The organism is Ferrigenium kumadai (assembly GCF_018324385.1).
GTDB lineage: Bacteria > Pseudomonadota > Gammaproteobacteria > Burkholderiales > Gallionellaceae > Gallionella > Gallionella kumadai.
In genome coordinates this window covers 1,207,245-1,222,769 of sequence record NZ_AP019536.1, presented here as the reverse complement: position 1 = coordinate 1,222,769, position 15,525 = coordinate 1,207,245, and the positions used below count along the sequence as shown (strand labels likewise).

The 15,525-nt window shown below is 61.4% G+C and carries 18 protein-coding genes and 1 tRNA gene; 15 read left to right on the top strand and 4 right to left on the bottom strand.

Going from position 1 to position 15,525, the window contains the following annotated elements; translation table 11 throughout:
* Positions 1-25: 25 nt before the first annotated feature.
* Positions 26-1,798 carry an AsmA family protein gene (locus FGKAn22_RS05905; RefSeq protein ID WP_212787038.1) on the bottom strand — a complete coding sequence of 591 codons (1,773 nt, stop codon included), beginning with the start codon at positions 1,796-1,798 and terminating at the stop codon, positions 26-28.
* 8 nt (positions 1,799-1,806) lie between these two features.
* Here FGKAn22_RS05905 and FGKAn22_RS05900 point away from each other — a divergent pair.
* From FGKAn22_RS05900 to FGKAn22_RS05890, 3 genes are all read left to right on the top strand, one after another.
* A tRNA-Asn gene (locus FGKAn22_RS05900) sits at positions 1,807-1,882 on the top strand.
* 216 nt (positions 1,883-2,098) lie between these two features.
* A complete protein-coding gene (locus FGKAn22_RS05895; RefSeq protein ID WP_212787037.1) occupies positions 2,099-2,290 on the top strand; it encodes a DUF1653 domain-containing protein in 192 nt (63 codons plus the stop codon).
* Positions 2,291-2,322: 32 nt separating this feature from the next.
* The gene (locus FGKAn22_RS05890; protein WP_212787036.1) at positions 2,323-2,823 is read left to right on the top strand and encodes a DUF192 domain-containing protein; all 501 of its coding nucleotides are present in this window, start codon (positions 2,323-2,325) and stop codon (positions 2,821-2,823) included.
* A gap of 84 nt (positions 2,824-2,907) precedes the next feature.
* Here the strand turns inward: FGKAn22_RS05890 and gstA are convergent, their stop codons facing one another.
* Positions 2,908-3,513 (bottom strand): glutathione transferase GstA, encoded by a 606-nt coding sequence (gstA, locus tag FGKAn22_RS05885; protein ID WP_212787035.1) that lies wholly within the window; start codon positions 3,511-3,513, stop codon positions 2,908-2,910.
* 221 nt (positions 3,514-3,734) lie between these two features.
* On the opposite strand from gstA, the gene FGKAn22_RS05880 reads away from it, so the two are divergent.
* Positions 3,735-4,169, top strand: a complete 435-nt coding sequence (locus tag FGKAn22_RS05880) for a sigma factor (protein ID WP_212787034.1) — start codon at positions 3,735-3,737, stop codon at positions 4,167-4,169.
* Between the two features lie 16 nt (positions 4,170-4,185).
* Complete coding sequence (locus FGKAn22_RS05875) at positions 4,186-4,452, top strand: hypothetical protein (RefSeq protein ID WP_212787033.1); 267 nt, start codon at positions 4,186-4,188, stop codon at positions 4,450-4,452.
* 9 nt (positions 4,453-4,461) lie between these two features.
* Here FGKAn22_RS05875 and FGKAn22_RS05870 read toward each other — a convergent pair whose 3' ends face one another.
* Positions 4,462-4,692, bottom strand: a complete 231-nt coding sequence (locus FGKAn22_RS05870) for a hypothetical protein (RefSeq protein WP_212787032.1) — start codon at positions 4,690-4,692, stop codon at positions 4,462-4,464.
* A gap of 30 nt (positions 4,693-4,722) precedes the next feature.
* Complete coding sequence (locus FGKAn22_RS05865; protein ID WP_212787031.1) at positions 4,723-5,721, bottom strand: catalase family peroxidase; 999 nt, start codon at positions 5,719-5,721, stop codon at positions 4,723-4,725.
* Between the two features lie 186 nt (positions 5,722-5,907).
* Here FGKAn22_RS05865 and FGKAn22_RS05860 point away from each other — a divergent pair, with 186 nt between their 5' ends.
* The 10 genes from FGKAn22_RS05860 (at position 5,908) to FGKAn22_RS05815 (ending at position 15,517) form a co-directional block, all read left to right on the top strand.
* Complete coding sequence (locus FGKAn22_RS05860) at positions 5,908-6,231, top strand: hypothetical protein (RefSeq protein ID WP_212787030.1); 324 nt, start codon at positions 5,908-5,910, stop codon at positions 6,229-6,231.
* Positions 6,228-7,274, top strand: a complete 1,047-nt coding sequence (locus FGKAn22_RS05855) for a V-type ATPase subunit (RefSeq protein ID WP_212787029.1) — start codon at positions 6,228-6,230, stop codon at positions 7,272-7,274. Before FGKAn22_RS05860 ends, FGKAn22_RS05855 begins: the two co-directional genes overlap by 4 nt.
* A complete protein-coding gene (locus FGKAn22_RS05850; RefSeq protein ID WP_212787028.1) occupies positions 7,275-9,185 on the top strand; it encodes a V-type ATP synthase subunit I in 1,911 nt (636 codons plus the stop codon).
* A gap of 31 nt (positions 9,186-9,216) precedes the next feature.
* On the top strand, positions 9,217-9,663 hold the full coding sequence (locus tag FGKAn22_RS05845; protein ID WP_212787027.1) for an ATP synthase subunit C: 447 nt from the start codon (positions 9,217-9,219) through the stop codon (positions 9,661-9,663).
* Positions 9,660-10,007: a V-type ATP synthase subunit F gene (locus FGKAn22_RS05840; RefSeq protein ID WP_212787026.1), complete on the top strand. Its 348-nt coding sequence runs from the start codon at positions 9,660-9,662 to the stop codon at positions 10,005-10,007. The genes FGKAn22_RS05845 and FGKAn22_RS05840 overlap by 4 nt, the downstream gene beginning before the upstream one ends.
* On the top strand, positions 10,004-10,645 hold the full coding sequence (locus FGKAn22_RS05835; RefSeq protein WP_212787025.1) for a V-type ATP synthase subunit E: 642 nt from the start codon (positions 10,004-10,006) through the stop codon (positions 10,643-10,645). The genes FGKAn22_RS05840 and FGKAn22_RS05835 overlap by 4 nt, the downstream gene beginning before the upstream one ends.
* Positions 10,638-12,419, top strand: coding sequence for a V-type ATP synthase subunit A (locus FGKAn22_RS05830; RefSeq protein ID WP_212787024.1), 1,782 nt, complete (start codon positions 10,638-10,640; stop codon positions 12,417-12,419). The genes FGKAn22_RS05835 and FGKAn22_RS05830 overlap by 8 nt, the downstream gene beginning before the upstream one ends.
* Entirely contained in the window at positions 12,416-13,813 is a 1,398-nt protein-coding gene (locus FGKAn22_RS05825) for a V-type ATP synthase subunit B (RefSeq protein ID WP_212787023.1), read from the top strand. The genes FGKAn22_RS05830 and FGKAn22_RS05825 overlap by 4 nt, the downstream gene beginning before the upstream one ends.
* Positions 13,810-14,457, top strand: a complete 648-nt coding sequence (locus FGKAn22_RS05820) for a V-type ATP synthase subunit D (protein ID WP_212787022.1) — start codon at positions 13,810-13,812, stop codon at positions 14,455-14,457. The genes FGKAn22_RS05825 and FGKAn22_RS05820 overlap by 4 nt, the downstream gene beginning before the upstream one ends.
* A gap of 70 nt (positions 14,458-14,527) precedes the next feature.
* Entirely contained in the window at positions 14,528-15,517 is a 990-nt protein-coding gene (locus tag FGKAn22_RS05815; protein ID WP_212787021.1) for a patatin-like phospholipase family protein, read from the top strand.
* The last annotated feature ends 8 nt before the right edge of the window (positions 15,518-15,525 follow it).

Sequence of the window (15,525 nt, the reverse complement as noted above, 5' to 3'; positions counted from 1 at the left end):
TGCCGAATTTATATTCAGATTGAAATCATTTTTTTGCGGGAGCATCGGGTGCCGCATTTATCTCGCTGTTTTTGTCGTCATTCTTGCCGAATAATTTAGTCAGGAAGCCCCCCACCTTGATCCCCACCGCCGTTCCCAGCCCCGGCCCGAGGAATGCGGTGCCCACTGCCGCCCCGGCCAATGCGGTGCCGCTGGGCCTTACGAGCGGATTGCTCAGCGTTCCCGAAACGATCATCGGCATGCTTACCACCCCCCCCGTTCCCTTGACGTCGGCCTCCAGCGTGCCGCTCAATTGCAAGGAAGGCCCGATATCCGCCTTGCCCTCTGCATTCAGGGAACCGGATGAGATTTTCACCCGCCGGAAATGATAACCAGCCTCATCCACCTTGAACAGACCGGTCAGGTCGTCGAACCGGGTTACTCCGCCCTTGGATGAAATCGTGGCGGGATTGCTCGCAACCTGCAACAGGTCCACCTTGGTCAGGGTTCCATTGCGTAAATGGAAGTTTCCCGTCAGCAGAAGGTTTGCCGGAAACTCATCGCCACCACCCAGTCGCATGGAAAACTTTGCCGCGCTATCCATGCTGCCGGTGAACAATACATCGTTGGTAAGAGCTTCCACCAAGTGGTTCAGGGCAATTCCGCTCGCGGAGATATCCGCTTTCAGCAGGGCGTCTTTTCTATCGATGCTCGCCTCTCCGGAAAGCTTGCCGCCATATAGCTTGGCCTGCAGCGCACTCAACAACAGATAATCCGGCTCGGCAACGACACGCGCCCTGATCTCGTCAAAGACAAGGGGTTGCCGAAAACCCGCTGCAATGCGCGCCGACACATGGCTGGCACGAACCTCGCCATCGAACTGAAAATTATCCTTAAGTTCGCCCAAGGAGTTCGCCTTGGCACTAAGCATCCCCTTCGCCGACAGCGCGCCGGTTAATTCAGTCTGATTTCCCAACAACGCCATCACCCGTTCCAACGGTGCATCGGCCTGGGCCAGCTTCGCCTTGATCCGCCAGCCGTCCGAAAACTCGGCCTTGCCGGAGCCTGCCAGGGAGATACCGCGCGTAACAACCGCGAATTTCTGCGCGCTGAAATTCCCCTGACCCAGCACACCTTCCACCTGAAGACTATCAAAGGGCCACTGCGACAATCGAGGGGCGGCCCAGTCGCGCGCCCGCATCTGCACGACAAAATTACGACCAGAAAGCGGCTGGAAAACTGCCGTCATCTTCTGCTCATCCATGGCAAACCATGCGCGCTGCAATTTACCGCCTTGGGCAAATTCCAGCTTGCCCTCGATGGGCCCCAAGGTCAGCCCTGGAGTCACCAGGCTCATGCCGAACAGCTGCAACTCCCTTACTGCAATTCCCTGCGTCGCGACGGATGGAGTGGCGAACAATTCCACCAACTTGCGCAGTGGCGTCAGATGCGCCGTCCCATCGCGCACTGCGATTTGTCGCACCACCACCTGCCCTGCAAGCAAGCTGAGCAAATCCAGATCGACATCGACCGAGCGGGCGACAATTCCCTCCTGTTCCCCCAGACGCACCCCCTGCAACTTAAGATGCGGCAAGGGCAACGCTGCAAAATCTATTTGCTGAATACTTACCGGCTCATGCAACTGACCTGACAGGGTTTGTTCGACCTTCGGCACATAGGCATCCAGCGGTGTCAGATAGATTGCCAACATCGCCAGCATCACCAAAGCAAGCAGACTGACGAACAGTACTTTTAAAAATCTCATAAAAAATTCAAATTTGTTGTTGACCAAGCTGGGCAAAATCACTATGATGCGCACCTCTCAATTCCCTGATAGCTCAGTCGGTAGAGCGACGGACTGTTAATCCGCAGGTCCCTGGTTCGAGTCCAGGTCGGGGAGCCAGATAAATAAAGCCTTGCAGCGATGCGAGGCTTTTTTATTTCCACCACAAAACTCAATACCGAACAAGTAATCTTGAAGGGAAAATGCAAAGCTGAGGCGTTCATTTCGAAGTTAACTTTCGGCTGACCTATATGAGCTCGGCATTGTAATGCGTGGGCCACTTCCACCACCACAGATTCAATTCACTCAGCGCTCAACTGACAGGTAAACAGCGAAATGAAATATCGGCACTACAAGGGCGGCATCTACGAAATCATTTGCGAAGCTCGGCTCGAGTCCGATCCCAATGTCATGATGATCGTTTACAAGTCCGAAGATGGTTTAATCTGGACGCGCCCCAGTGGCATATTCTTTGAGCTTGTGCAACACGAAGGGAAAGACGTGCAGCGGTTCGCCCCAATTGGCTGAGTAAATATTGTGAAGGCCGTTCAATTGGTTACTTGGGGGAAGCGCTGGATGAGAACGGCATTTTGTTGCGTCACCAGTCGGTTTACTATCACTCGACAATCATGAGATGGGGTTACGCTTTCCTGCTTAATGGCCTGTTGGCTCTTCAGCCCGCTTGGGGTGACGACGTCGACTTGCGTGTCGGTCCGCATATCATCAAGGCAGAAATCGCCGCCACGACGGAAAGCCGCATGCGCGGGCTGATGCTGCGCAACCACCTGTGTGCGGAGTGCGGCATGCTGTTTGCATTCCCGACAGCAGACCGATATGGCTTCTGGATGAAGGACACTCCGCTGCCGCTTTCCATCGCCTTCATCGCTCCGGACGGCAGCATCATCAATATCGATGAGATGCAGCCCCATACCACTGAAGTGCATTACGCAAAGAATAAAGCGCTGTATGCACTGGAAATGAATCGTGGCTGGTTTACCCGGAAGGGCATCAAGGCGGGTGACAGGGTACTGGGCGTAAAAAACGTGGTCGCCGCACATTAATATCTCCGCCCCTGCCGCATGAACAGGTCGTGACTCCACTTGAGCGGGGAACCGGCGGCCCGCTGCCGCATGGCCGCGCCTTGGCTAGGGTAGCCCTTCCGCTTTTAAGGTGGCGATCACGGCGGGACGCGCCGCCACACGATCAAAGTACGCACCTAGCGCAGGCCAGGGCGACAGGTCTATCCCGTAAAAGCGCGTCCACCTGAGCATGATGAACAAATAGGCATCGGCGACCGTGAAGGTATCACCCAGCAGATAGTCCCTGCCTTCGAGCGCATTTCCGGCAAAGCCGAACCGTTTGGCGAGCCGCGACCTTGTCGCACTCTTCATTTCCTCCGAGGCCAGCGGATTAAAGAACGACCCGAAGCCCTTGTGTATCTCGCTTGAGATGTAGTTGAGCCACTCCTGCAACCGGTAGCGCTCCAGTGTTCCTGCCGGCGGCGCCAGCTTCTTTTCCGGGACCAGGTCGGCGATGTACTGCACGATGGCCGGCCCCTCCGTCAGCAGTTCGCCGTTGTTCATCACCAATGCAGGAACGTAGCTCTTGGGATTGATCGTGTTGTAGTCGATGCCCGATGCCGTCTTCTTGGCCTTGAGATCCACCCTTTCGCTCTCGAAAGGAAGCCCAGACTCGTGTAGCACAACATGGGGAGAAAAAGAGCAGGCGCCGGGGCTGTAATAGAGTTTCATCGTCAGGTCTCCTTGATCGCATGACTGCATCGGCAACTTAACAACAATCCTGTCATGGCTCAATAAACTAAACCACGTAGGAAAATTGCCATCGGGCAACGGCCATCGACAGCCACCCCGATAAGTAACCGCACCTATATTTCAAATCCGACCTTGTCGTCAAAATGCATCCCCTCAAAAGCAGCAACCGGCACACCAAACCACTGACAACGAGGAGCAACATGACGGCATTTGCTTATCCGGAAACAAGCGCTTTATACGAAACAATTTCCCATTCCGCCGTGCAACTGTTCCGCCATGGCAGTCAAGCCATGCCGTTGGACGATGCCCATGACCTGGCCTTGATGCAGCGCATCAAACAAGGCGATTTCGATGCAAGACAAAAGCTGATCACCGGCAACCTGCGCCAAGTGCTCCACAGCAACAAGCGCTACACCCGAAGCGGAACGGGGATTTTCGATTTGCTCAAGGCGGGCAACCGGGGACTCGTTCATGCTCTGGAGAATTTCGAACCGGAAAGCGATGGCCGTTTTTCGGCATATGCCGCCTTGTGCATACGCCAGCATATCGAGCGCACTCTGATCCCGGGTCATCAAACGGCATCTCCAGCCCCTCACGCAGGCTGCCGGGCTGGAATCCAGCCGCAAAGCGTTTGACCGGATAACCGGACAGATGCCCAAACTGAGCGATTACGTCCAGGCCGCCGCGACCGAATATCTGCAGGATACGGGAAGCACCGAACTGGATGTGCACTGGGCAGCTGAATTCTTCCAGGATAGCGGCGTGCTGAATGAATATCCCAACCAGAATATGGTCGCGTTCTACAACATGGTACAAAAGGAACTGACCAAGCGAGCCGATCGTGCGGAGAAAGAGGCTCGTATGAAGCTGGAAAAGATCAACTGGTTTCCCAAGCCTCCGCGCAAACCGCCAGGTTGACCGCCCCGTTCATTTGCCCTGCTTGGGCGGCTTGTACTCATCCTCGTAATCGCTGAGGTCTACCCCCATCTCGTCCGCCAACTCCGCCCAGTATGGCTCGGCCTCGCACGCACAGACATCGACCCATACACCGATCCCCTCATGCATGTTTGCGCGTTTTTTTCTGCCTGCCTGATGCGCTGGCTGAGGCTCGGATATATCCTGCAGTTGCCCTGTCTCGGGAGTTTCTGGATTGTCCATGATTCGAGCTCCTTTCGGGATATGGTTCGGTCACAGCCCTCCTATCCGCTTGACGAACGAGACCGCATAGGCCGACGAGCGGAACATCAGGATGGGGTCGTTCGACGGTTCGATGCCCTCGGCCATGACCAGCGGATCGAAATTGACCTGTTCGCATGCCGCACCGTGCTGCGGCATGGCTGATGAGATCGTCAGTGTTCCCGCCCTCACCTCTTTGCGTCCTTCGGGCCAGCTCACCGTAGGATTGTCCTCCGGGTCGCCGGGTTCCCCTATCGTCACGATCATGTCCCAATGGACCTTGCCGTGCCTGGTGCGTTCGATCAGTCTCCGTTCGAGGAAATCCGGCGGCGAGCTCTTGAGTTCTGCGTCGGAAAGGCGTTTTTCGCCGTCCCGCGGAACGAAGCGCCAGCGCACCGGCGTGACCTTCCCATCCCGGCCAACGAACTTGAAGGTATGGATGCCGAAATAGGTGCTGTTGGCATAACTCGACGGAGGATTGTGGCTGGCGAGAAACTCGGCCTGCGGGCGGCTGTCGGGATGACTATCGATGAACGCCCGGATCTTCGCGGGATCGGGCTTGCCCGTCGCCGGGTCCGGTTTCATCGCGATCATCTGCGCGAGAAAGGTCGAAGGCTGCGCCGCACCGAACATCGGCGTGTTCAGCATCGTGATGTGCTGCAGTCCGCCATCGGGAAGCGTAAATTCCAGAGCCATACCGCGCGGGGTCTTTGCCGTGTCGGGTGCCTTGGGATTGCCCCCGGCGAGCGAGAAGCGCGCAACCACCGGCAACCGCTTCCCGGAGAACAAAGGCGAGCGCGAATAGGCAGAGACCTCAGTCATGCCAACGAATTCGCCCTGCGCGCAGGTGCCCTTGGTGTGGTTGCGCCGCTGTCCCTGCGTGACGCCGAATACATCCTCGATGGCACCGACCACCTGGTCGGCCGTCACCTCCTCCGCCGCCATCACAGGCGACATACCCACCGCCAGCGCAGCGGCAAACAACCATTCCCGCGAGCTCCTGTTGCACATATGAATCCCTCCACAATTGTCCGGAATTTCCTGCGCAAACTAACGCCGACGGGGGCGATGCGGAATACCATTGGGACAGTATTTCCCTCATTGCGAAATCTTATCTATGCAACTCGGCCTGACAAAAATCGCAATCTGATTTATCGTAACCGCCAGTTGCTCGACCTAACAATAACAGGGGGATGCATGGCGGATGAAACGCTGAAGCGTTTGCTGGATGCAGAGGCCAGGGCCGAACAGGTCATTGCTCGCGCGGACGAGGAACGCCAGACCATCGTCGAGCAGGCCCGCCAGGAAGCAAACGCAGCGGAACAGCATCACGCCAAACGCGTCGCGGAGATCCACGCCGCCTTCCAGGCCCAGGCGGAACAACGGGCGCAGCAGACCATCGCCGAACTGCAACGGCGCTATGCCGAACACACCCTCGCCCTGCGCGCTTCGGCAGAACAACGGGAAGTGCAGGCGATCGACGAAGCCCTCGCCTTGCTCTCCGGCTCCGGAAAATCATGAACGCCGCGCAATACGCCTACCTGCATACCCGCGTCAGTCTCTACGCAGGACAATTGCTCGACTTCGACCGGCTCAATGCCATGATCGACCGTCCGCTCGACGAGAGCAATCAGGCGCCTGATGCCCTCTCGTCGGATATTTCCGCGAGTCAATATGCCGGCGACCTGGACCAGAACAACGTGACGATATTGCTCAAGGAACTGGCCGTGCTGATCCGCCCGCTGTCGGGTGCGCCGCGCGACCTGCTCGGCTATTGGGCACACCGCTTCGAACTCAGCAACCTCAAGACCATCATCCGCGGCAAGATGGCCAACCAGTCGCAACAGGCGATAGAAGAACAACTGATGGACATGGGTGCCTTCACCAGCCTGCCCATCGCCGAACTGCTGCAAAGCGACACGACGGCGGAATTGCTGCGCCGGCTGGAACAGACACCCTATGCCGAGATCGCGCGCCAGGCCCGCCACCTGCTGGAACACGGCGAGGTGCTGTTCGCCCTCGATGCCGCACTGGACCGGCGTTACTTCGCCGGATTGGCGCATCTCGGCAACGAGATCGGCAGCGCTTCCGGCCAACTGCTGCGCGCGATCATCGGCAGCGTCATCGACCGCGTGAACCTGGTCTGGCTGCTGCGCTACCGCTACGCCTACAACCTGCCGCCCTCCCAGGCCTACTACCTGCTCATTCCCGCCAGCCAACGCCTGACGGCTCAGCAACTGCAGCAACTGGCGCAGTGCGCGACTTTCGAGGAAGTCATCTCCAGCCTTCCCCCTCCGTTCGACAAGCTGCTGGCAGGGTCTCGCAACACCACCGAAGTGACGCTGAAACTGGAACGGGAGACTTGGCGCATCGCCGGCAACGCACTGAACCATAGCTCGTTCAACGTCGCGCGCGCCCTTGCCTACATGGTGCTGCGCGAGCGTGACCTGCGGCGCCTGCGCGCCATCGTCCGGGGACGCAGCATGCGCATGGATGCAACCATGATCCGCGAGGCGCTGGGTCTTGCCGATACCGATGGCAAACAAACGGCGGAGTTGCACTGAATGTTCAATCCCCTGCCCATGCAACGCATCGAGTTGAGTATGCTCAAGGAGGACGCGCCGCAGGCTGCCCTGCTGCTCGCCAACTACGGCAGCTTCGATCCGGAATTCAGCGAAGCGTCGCCCGAACTGCTTCCCGAACTGCCGGGCGAAGCCTACCGCCAGTCCTATGCAGAGACCCGTGCGCGCCTCGACAAAGTACTGGCCCACTATGGAATCGCATCGCCGGAATCCGTGGCCGCACCGATGCAACCGGTCGCTCCGCAACAACTGGCCGAGGTCGTGACTTGGCTGAAGATGGTGTGGGACAAGTGTTCGGAAGACGAGGAGCGCGTCCGCAAACTGGGCGAGGAACATCGCCGCATCGCGCAGCTGCTCAAGGGACTCAGCCAGTTCATGAATATCAGTGTCGACCTGACGCTGCTGCAGAAGAAGAGCGCGTTGCTCGACGTCCGCGTCGGCACGCTGCCGCGAGTGAACCTCCAGCGTTTCGAGGAGGCACTCGGCTTGGCCGGCTACGCGGCCATCCATTTCCTCTCCAACCCGGAACAGGTGCACCTGATCATCGCGGGAGCTGCCGGACAGGCCCGGGAGATCGAGCGAGTGCTGCAGGCAGCAGGCTGGCGCACCACGGAAGTTCCCGCCGAGTTTCGCGGGCATCCGGCCGACGTGCGCCGGGAACTGGCCGAGCGCATGTCGCGCCTCATCGGCCAGCGCAGACAGGAAGAAGAGCAGCGCCACGCCGAGCTGTCGCAAGACAATCTGCGCGGACGCCTGCTCGACGCCGCGCACACCCTGGCGCGAGCCGCGCCCTACGCCGAACTGGCCGACCTGATGCGCGGGCGCGGCAGCCTGGCCACGGTGAGCGGCTGGGTACCCGAAATCCGATTGCCTCACCTGCGTCGAATGCTGGCAGAAAACTTCGGCAACCGCTTCGTGCTGCGTGCGCGTGCACCCCGTGCCGACGAGCGCCTGCTGGTGCCCTCGGTCATCGTCCACCACCGCTGGCTGCGCCCCTTCGCCAGCCTGGTACTGAACTACGGGGTGCCGCGCTATGGCGAGATCGATCCCACCGTGCCGTTCGCCGTTTCCTTCGTACTGATGTTCGGCATGATGTTCGGCGACGCCGGCCAGGGCGCCTGCCTCGCCCTTGCCGGCATCCTGCTGCGACGCCGCCTCGGCCAGTATGCGCCGCTCGCTGTCGCTGCGGGCCTCAGCTCGACAGTGTTCGGCCTGCTCTACGGCAGCGTGTTCGGTTTCGAACACCTCCTGCCCGCCCTGTGGATGGCGCCGCTGTCCGACCCGTTGCGCATGCTGGGCGTGGCACTGGCCTGGGGCGTGGGTTTCATCCTGATGGCCACCGTGCTGACCATACGCAACCGCATCGCCGACGGCTGCCTGCGCGAAGCTCTTATGGACAGCCACGGCGCGGCGGGACTGCTGCTCTACCTGGGGCTGCTGTCGGCCGCCTGGCACTACGCCACCGAAGGGGCTCTGGATATCGCTACCGTACTGATGCTGTGCGCCGCCCTCGCCGCGATACTGATCCATGTGTGGCAGAAGAACCCCGGCATCGCCACCGGAGAACGGATGCTGATCTCGCTGATGGAAGGCTTCGAGTCTGTCATGGCCTACATCTCGAACACGCTGTCGTTCCTGCGCCTGGCGGCTTTCAGCCTCAACCATGTGGCGCTTTCCATCGCCATCTTCACCGTGGGCAGCATGATGCACACGGCGGGATACTGGCTGACCGTGGTGCTGGGCAACGTCTTCATCCTGGCCCTGGAAGGCGCCATCGTGGCGATCCAGACATTGCGTCTCGAATACTACGAAGGCTTCTCGCGCTTCTTCGGCGGCGACGGCCGACCGTTCCGGCCGCTGACCCTGGGCAACCGACAAAAACTTGCATTTTGATTTGATGATTCGTTCATAGAAAGGGAAACATATGTCCTGGCTTATCGCATTAATCTGCCTGAATCTCCTGCTCACGCTGGGCTTGGGCGTCTACCTGGAATTCCGTCCCATGACGGATGGCAAACGAGCCCAACGTTGGTGGAGAGGGACGCTGGCAACCAACCTGGTGGTATTCGTCGGCGCGAGCTTGGGCGCGCTGCTGCTGGGCATGCAGGACGCGCTCGCGCAGCAGGCCGCCGCACCCCACGGAGAGATCTCAGTCGGCCTGGGACTGGCGCTGCTCGGCGCTGGCATCCCTACGGGACTGGCCGCTTTCGGCGCAGGCCTTGCAGTGGGTCCGGTCGGGGCGGCCTCGCTCGCGATCATCTCCGAGAAGCCCGAGATGTTCGGCCGCACGCTGATCTACCTGGGCCTTGCCGAGGGGATCGCCATCTACGGTCTGGTGGTGACCATCCTGCTGCTGGGCCGGATCGCATGAGTACAGGAGCTACCAGCGCCCCGGCGCGCATGATCGCACTGGGCAGCAGCGCGCTGATGGAAGGATTCGCGCTGATCGGCTTCGAGACCCATGCCGATCCCGAGCCCGAGGCCGTCGAAAATCTGCTGCAGGAGTTGATACGCAACCAGCAGGCTGCGCTGGTCGTCATCGAACAGCGCCTGACCCGCAACCCGGGCCGACACCTGATGCACGCGCAGAACGAGGGCGGGCGCATCGTGATCACCGAAATACCCGGGATAGGAATGTCGGACGCCTATCACTCGCGCGCGGAAAACCTGGTGCAGAACATCCTCGGCCCCGCCGCCCTCGAGGTACAGGAATGAGCGCAACAGACGATATCTCCGGACTCGAAACCGCGCTGGAAGAACGCGCACGCAAGCTCGCCGAAGAGCATCTGGCCAACGGCCATCAGGCACGCGAACGGATACTCGCGGAAACGCGGCAGCGGCTGCACATCGATGAGGAGCGCGAAGTGCTGGCTGCCAAGGCACAGGCTGAGCACGCATACCAGCAACGGGTGCAGGCGGCAGAACTCGAACTGCGCGCCGGACTCGACCGTGTGCGCTGGGAACTGGTCCATGCCGTGCTCGCCAAGCTGCCCGCCAGTCTGGAAGAACAGGTGGCCGACCAATCACACTACCTTCCCCTGCTGCTGGCTTACCTGAGCGAAAGTGCACTGGCAATCGAACGCGACGAGCTTATCGCGCAGCTCAACCGGCGCGACTGGCAACGCTTCCATCAGAACTGGGAAACGCTTGCGCGGCAAACCGCGCCCGGCAAGCGCCTCACGCTCTCGCCAGAAACTCTGGACAGCATAGGCGGCGTGCTGGTCGCCAGCGCGGACGGAAACATCCGCTTCGACAACACCTTCGAGGGCCGCATGGAAAGACTGGATGAAACGCTGCGGGGCGCGATCGCCGAACGACTGGAACCGCGTGCCATGGAGACTCCGCATGGGTAAGGTGATCGAAGTCAACGGGCCGCTGGTCACCGTCGAACTGGCGGATGTGCGCATCGGCGAACAGGTCAGAATAGGCCGCATGGAGCTGATGGGCGAGGTCATCGCCCGACACGATGAGCGAGCGCTGGTGCAGATGTACGAGCCTACCGAATCGCTGCGCCCCGGCGAGCCGGTGGAGGCGCTCGGACAGCCGCTGTCGGTGGAACTGGGACCGGGATTGCTGGGCGGCATCTTCGATGGCGTGCAGCGCCCCTTGCTGGAGCATGCGAAGCAGCATGGCGATTTCATCCCGCGCGGCGTGCACATTCCGCCGCTGGACCGCGGCAGACTGTGGCGTTTCGAACCAAGCCCCGGACTCAAGCCCGGAGCGCGCATCGAATCCGGCGCGGTGCTGGGAACCGTGCAGGAAACGCCGACCATCGTCCACCGCATCCTGGTACCGCCGGGCATGGGCGGCGAGTTGATCGAGCTCGTTGCCGCGAGCGACGTCACCGTGGAAGGCGTGGTGGCACGCGTCAAACAACAGAACGGCGAAATCAGCGAACTCAAACTGTTCCACCGCTGGCCGGTGCGCAGTCCCCGCCCTTACCTCCGGCGCGACGATGCCGTGGCGCCGCTGCTCACCGGGCAGCGCATCCTCGACACCTTCTTCCCGCTGGTGAAGGGCGGACGTGCCGCCGTGCCCGGTCCGTTCGGCGCGGGCAAGACCATCGTGCAGCAGCAGATCGCGCGCTGGTCAGATGCCGACATCGTGATCTACGTCGGTTGCGGCGAGCGCGGCAACGAACTGGTGGACATCCTCGAGAGCTTCCCCAAGCTCACCGACCCCAACACCGGCCGCTCGCTGATGGAACGCACGCTGCTGGTGGCGAACACCTCGAACATGCCCGTAGTGGCGCGCGAGGCGTCGATCTACGTGGGCGTCACGCTGGCCGAGTATTACCGCGACCAGGGCTACGACGTGGTGATGGTCGCCGACTCCACCAGCCGCTGGGCCGAGGCATTGAGAGAAGTCGCGGGTCGCCTGGGGCAGATGCCCGTGGAGGAAGGCTATCCCGCCTATCTCGCCTCTCGCCTCTCCGCCTTCTACGAACGCGCTGGACGCGTGGACACGCTGGCCGGCGGCAAGGGATCGATCACGCTGATCGGCGCGGTGTCGCCGCCCGGCGGCGACTTCTCCGAGCCGGTCACCGGCCACACCAAGGAGATCGTGCAGACCTTCTGGGCGCTGTCCAAGGAACTTGCCGATGCGCGCCACTATCCCGCGGTGGACTGGGTGGAGAGCTTCTCCGGTTACGTCGCAAGCTGCAGCGGCTGGTGGGCCGAGCATGTCGATCCGCGCTGGGCAGACCACCGCGCCGCGGCCCTGGGCCTGCTGTCGCGTGCCGAAGAACTGGCTCGCATCGTCAACCTGGTCGGCCCTGAAGCGCTGTCACCTCAGCAACGCTGGGCGCTGCAAGGCGTGGCGCTGTTCCGCGAAGGCGTGCTGCAGCAGAGCGCGCTGGATCCGGTAGACAGCTATTGTTCGCCGCAGAAGCAATTCGCCCTGCTCGACCAGATGCTGAGCATCTACCGGCAGGGACTCAAGCTGCTGGAACTGGGCGTGCCGGTGCAGGAACTGCTGCGCCTGCCCCTCCTCTCCAATGCGCAGCGTCTGAAAGGCCGCTATGCGAACGGTCAGCTGGATGAACTGCGCAACTTCGCCGCGCAGGTCGATGGCGAATTCGAGCGGTTGCGCACCGAATACGCCCAACACGGAAAGGTGGCGACATGAGCGACAAGGAATACCGGCTGGCCTCGGCGGCACGCGGCGGGCTGCTGTACATGCGCGGCGTGCCCGGCGTGGCGCTGGGCGACCGCGTGGTGGTGCGCGACCACAGCGGGCGGCGGCGCAACGGCCAGGTGATCCGCACTTCCAACGAACTGGTGTTGATCCAGGTGCTGGAAGGCACCGACAATCTCGACCTAGAGCGCACCTGGACACGCTTCCTCGACCAGCCGTTCGAAGTCGCGCTGAGTCCGGACCTGCTGGGCCGCGTGTTCAACGGCATCGGTCAGCCGCGCGACGGCCGCCCTCCCCTGTACTCCAAACTGAAGCGCAACGTCAACGGTGCGCCGGTGAATCCCGCCGCGCGCGCCTATCCGCGCGAGTTCATCCAGACGGGGCTGTCTTCGGTGGACGGACTCAACTCGCTGGTGCGCGGCCAGAAACTGCCGATCTTCTCCGGCTCGGGCCTGCCGCACAACCGCCTCGCCGCCCAGATCGTGCGACAGGCACGGCTGCCAGAGGAGGAGTCGCACTTCGCGGTGGTGTTCGCCGCGATGGGCGTGTCCTATGCCGATGCGCAATTCTTCCGCGAGACCTTCACCGCCAGCGGCGTGTTGCGCAACGTGACGATGTTCCTCAACCTCGCCGACGAACCGACCATCGAGCGCCTGATCCTGCCGCGCGCCGCGCTGACCGCGGCAGAGTACCTCGCGTTCGATCTCGACCTGCATGTGCTGGTGGTGATGACCGACATGACCCACTACGCCGAAGCGCTGCGCGAAGTCGCCACGGCCAAGGGCGACGTGCCCGCGCGCAAGGGCTATCCAGGCTATCTGTATTCCGACCTGGCGGAGATCTATGAGCGCGCCGGACGCATCAAGGGGAAGAAAGGCTCCATCACCATGATGCCGGTGGTATCGATGCCTTCGGACGACATCACCCACCCCATCCCCGACCTCACCGGTTACATCACCGAGGGACAGCTGGTGCTGAGCCGCACCCTCAACAACCTCGGCATCTATCCGCCGGTGGATATCCCGCCTTCGCTGTCGCGCCTGATGAAGGACGGCATCGGCAAGGGGCACACGCGCGAGGACCATGCGCGGGTCGCCGGCCAACTCTACGCTTCCTACGCGCGCGCGCTCGAAGTGCGCAACCTCGCCTCCATCATCGGCGCGGACGACCTTTCCGAAACCGACCGGAACTACCTCGCCTTCGCCGAGGCCTTCGAACGGCGCTTCGTCGGACAGCGCGAGGATGAAGACCGCAGCATCGTCGAGTCCCTGAACCTCGCTTGGGACCTGCTCTCCCTGCTACCGCCGGAGGCGCTGACCCGAGTCGGCGAAGCGGACCTTACCCAATACCACCATTGGCAAGGCGCGCCCGCGGAGGAGAAATGAAAAGCCGCCTCAGGGTACGCCCCACCAAGAGCACGCTGCTGTCGCTGCGCCGCCAGGTCGTGGCCCTGCAGCACGGCCACGACCTGCTCGAACGCAAGCGCGAACTGCTCACGCGGCTGGTACACCAGCGCCTGCAGAGCTACCGGGAACTGCGGCTGAGGGTGAAAACGGCATTCCAGGGCGCCTACCACTGGTTGACCATCGCCCACATGCGCATGGGCAGCACCCAGTTGCGCCAAGCCGTGCTGGGGCTCGCTCCCGCCGTATCCGTTCACATCCTGCCGCGCAGCAGCATAGGCGTCGAATATCCCACCGTCTCGGTCGAGAGTACTCCCCTGCAGCCAGTCGGTCTGATGTGGACCGATGCCAGCTTCGACGAGGCGCGCCAGCGCATGACCGACCTCGCCGTGCTGCTCGCGCAACTGGGCGAAGCCGAAACGGCGCTGTGGCGCCTGCTGACCGAACAGCGCAAGACCCAGAAGCGCGTCAACGCGCTCAAATACAACGTCATCCCGCGCTACCAGGCCACCATTCGCCACATCGAGTCTGTGCTCTCCGAGGAAGAGCGCGACACCTTGTTCCAGTTGAAGGTCATGCGCGGCCAGCTGGAAGCGGTCGAGGGGTATCAGGATATCGCAGGCTAGGTCTCTTGCAGTCGACAACTGGCCATGTGACTGCCTAAGGCCAATCGCGGACACCAAGTGAAAGGCAGGAATGGATAATAAAAACGTAATCGGCAGCCGTCCAAAGGTCGGCCTGGCGCTGGGTAGCGGCTCGGCGCGCGGACTCGCACACCTTGGCGTGATCCGGGCCATCAAGGACGCAGGCATCGAGGTGGACTTTATCGCGGGCACCAGCATGGGAGCGCTCATCGGGGCGATCTATGCCGCCGGCAAGCTGGATGAGCTGGAAGCTTCCTTTCGAACATTTGACTGGAAAACGACAGCTTCCTTCTTCGACGTCGTGCTGCCCAAGTCCGGGTTGCTCGACGGCACCAGGATCAGCGAACTGGTGCGTGCACATATCCATGCCGATACCATCGAAATGCTGCCTAAGCTCTTTGCCGCCGTGGCGACGGACATAATCAGCGGGGAGGAGGTCGTCATCCGTAGCGGCGACGTGATCGAGGCGGTGCGAGCCAGCATCTCGGTTCCCGGCATCTTCACGCCGGTACGCAGCAACGGGCACATCCTGGTGGACGGCGGCCTCAGTAACCCGGTGCCGGTGAGCGTGGTCCGCGCCATGGGCGCCGATATCGTGATCGCGGTCGATCTCAATCACGAGATCATTGCCGGCAAGAACATGAAACCGCTGCTGCCTGCATCAAAGGACAACAGCGCAGAAGACAGCGCATCCGGCATGTTCTCGCGCTGGGTGGGCGACTATCGCCTGTCGATGAAAGACATCAAACAGAAACTGCTCACCGGCGATAATGCAGCCTCGGCGCAATTCCGGAAATGGATATCGCCGGACCCGCTGCCCAGCATCTTCGAGGTACTGCTGGCCTCGATCAACATCATGGAGACCCGCATCACCCAAACCCGTTTGTCTCTGGATCGCCCGGATGTGATCGTCCAGCCCCCGCTGGGGCATATCCGTTTCATGGAGTTCGACCGCGCCGAGGAAATCATTGCTCTCGGCTATGAACACACGCAGCGACAACTGGCTTCGCTACCTTCAACCCTGTTCGAATACAGACCGTAACCGCAAAG

Excerpts from the sequence above, each read along its gene's own strand:
- FGKAn22_RS05895 (WP_212787037.1), top strand. The coding sequence starts at position 2,099 with ATGAAATATCGGCACTACAAGGGCGGCATCTACGAAATCATTTGCGAA.
- gstA (WP_212787035.1), bottom strand. The coding sequence starts at position 3,513 with ATGAAACTCTATTACAGCCCCGGCGCCTGCTCTTTTTCTCCCCATGTT.
- FGKAn22_RS05880 (WP_212787034.1), top strand. The coding sequence starts at position 3,735 with ATGACGGCATTTGCTTATCCGGAAACAAGCGCTTTATACGAAACAATT.
- FGKAn22_RS05875 (WP_212787033.1), top strand. The coding sequence starts at position 4,186 with ATGCCCAAACTGAGCGATTACGTCCAGGCCGCCGCGACCGAATATCTG.
- FGKAn22_RS05870 (WP_212787032.1), bottom strand. The coding sequence starts at position 4,692 with ATGGACAATCCAGAAACTCCCGAGACAGGGCAACTGCAGGATATATCC.
- FGKAn22_RS05865 (WP_212787031.1), bottom strand. The coding sequence starts at position 5,721 with ATGTGCAACAGGAGCTCGCGGGAATGGTTGTTTGCCGCTGCGCTGGCG.
- FGKAn22_RS05860 (WP_212787030.1), top strand. The coding sequence starts at position 5,908 with ATGGCGGATGAAACGCTGAAGCGTTTGCTGGATGCAGAGGCCAGGGCC.
- FGKAn22_RS05855 (WP_212787029.1), top strand. The coding sequence starts at position 6,228 with ATGAACGCCGCGCAATACGCCTACCTGCATACCCGCGTCAGTCTCTAC.
- FGKAn22_RS05850 (WP_212787028.1), top strand. The coding sequence starts at position 7,275 with ATGTTCAATCCCCTGCCCATGCAACGCATCGAGTTGAGTATGCTCAAG.
- FGKAn22_RS05845 (WP_212787027.1), top strand. The coding sequence starts at position 9,217 with ATGTCCTGGCTTATCGCATTAATCTGCCTGAATCTCCTGCTCACGCTG.
- FGKAn22_RS05840 (WP_212787026.1), top strand. The coding sequence starts at position 9,660 with ATGAGTACAGGAGCTACCAGCGCCCCGGCGCGCATGATCGCACTGGGC.
- FGKAn22_RS05835 (WP_212787025.1), top strand. The coding sequence starts at position 10,004 with ATGAGCGCAACAGACGATATCTCCGGACTCGAAACCGCGCTGGAAGAA.
- FGKAn22_RS05830 (WP_212787024.1), top strand. The coding sequence starts at position 10,638 with ATGGGTAAGGTGATCGAAGTCAACGGGCCGCTGGTCACCGTCGAACTG.
- FGKAn22_RS05825 (WP_212787023.1), top strand. The coding sequence starts at position 12,416 with ATGAGCGACAAGGAATACCGGCTGGCCTCGGCGGCACGCGGCGGGCTG.
- FGKAn22_RS05820 (WP_212787022.1), top strand. The coding sequence starts at position 13,810 with ATGAAAAGCCGCCTCAGGGTACGCCCCACCAAGAGCACGCTGCTGTCG.
- FGKAn22_RS05815 (WP_212787021.1), top strand. The coding sequence starts at position 14,528 with ATGGATAATAAAAACGTAATCGGCAGCCGTCCAAAGGTCGGCCTGGCG.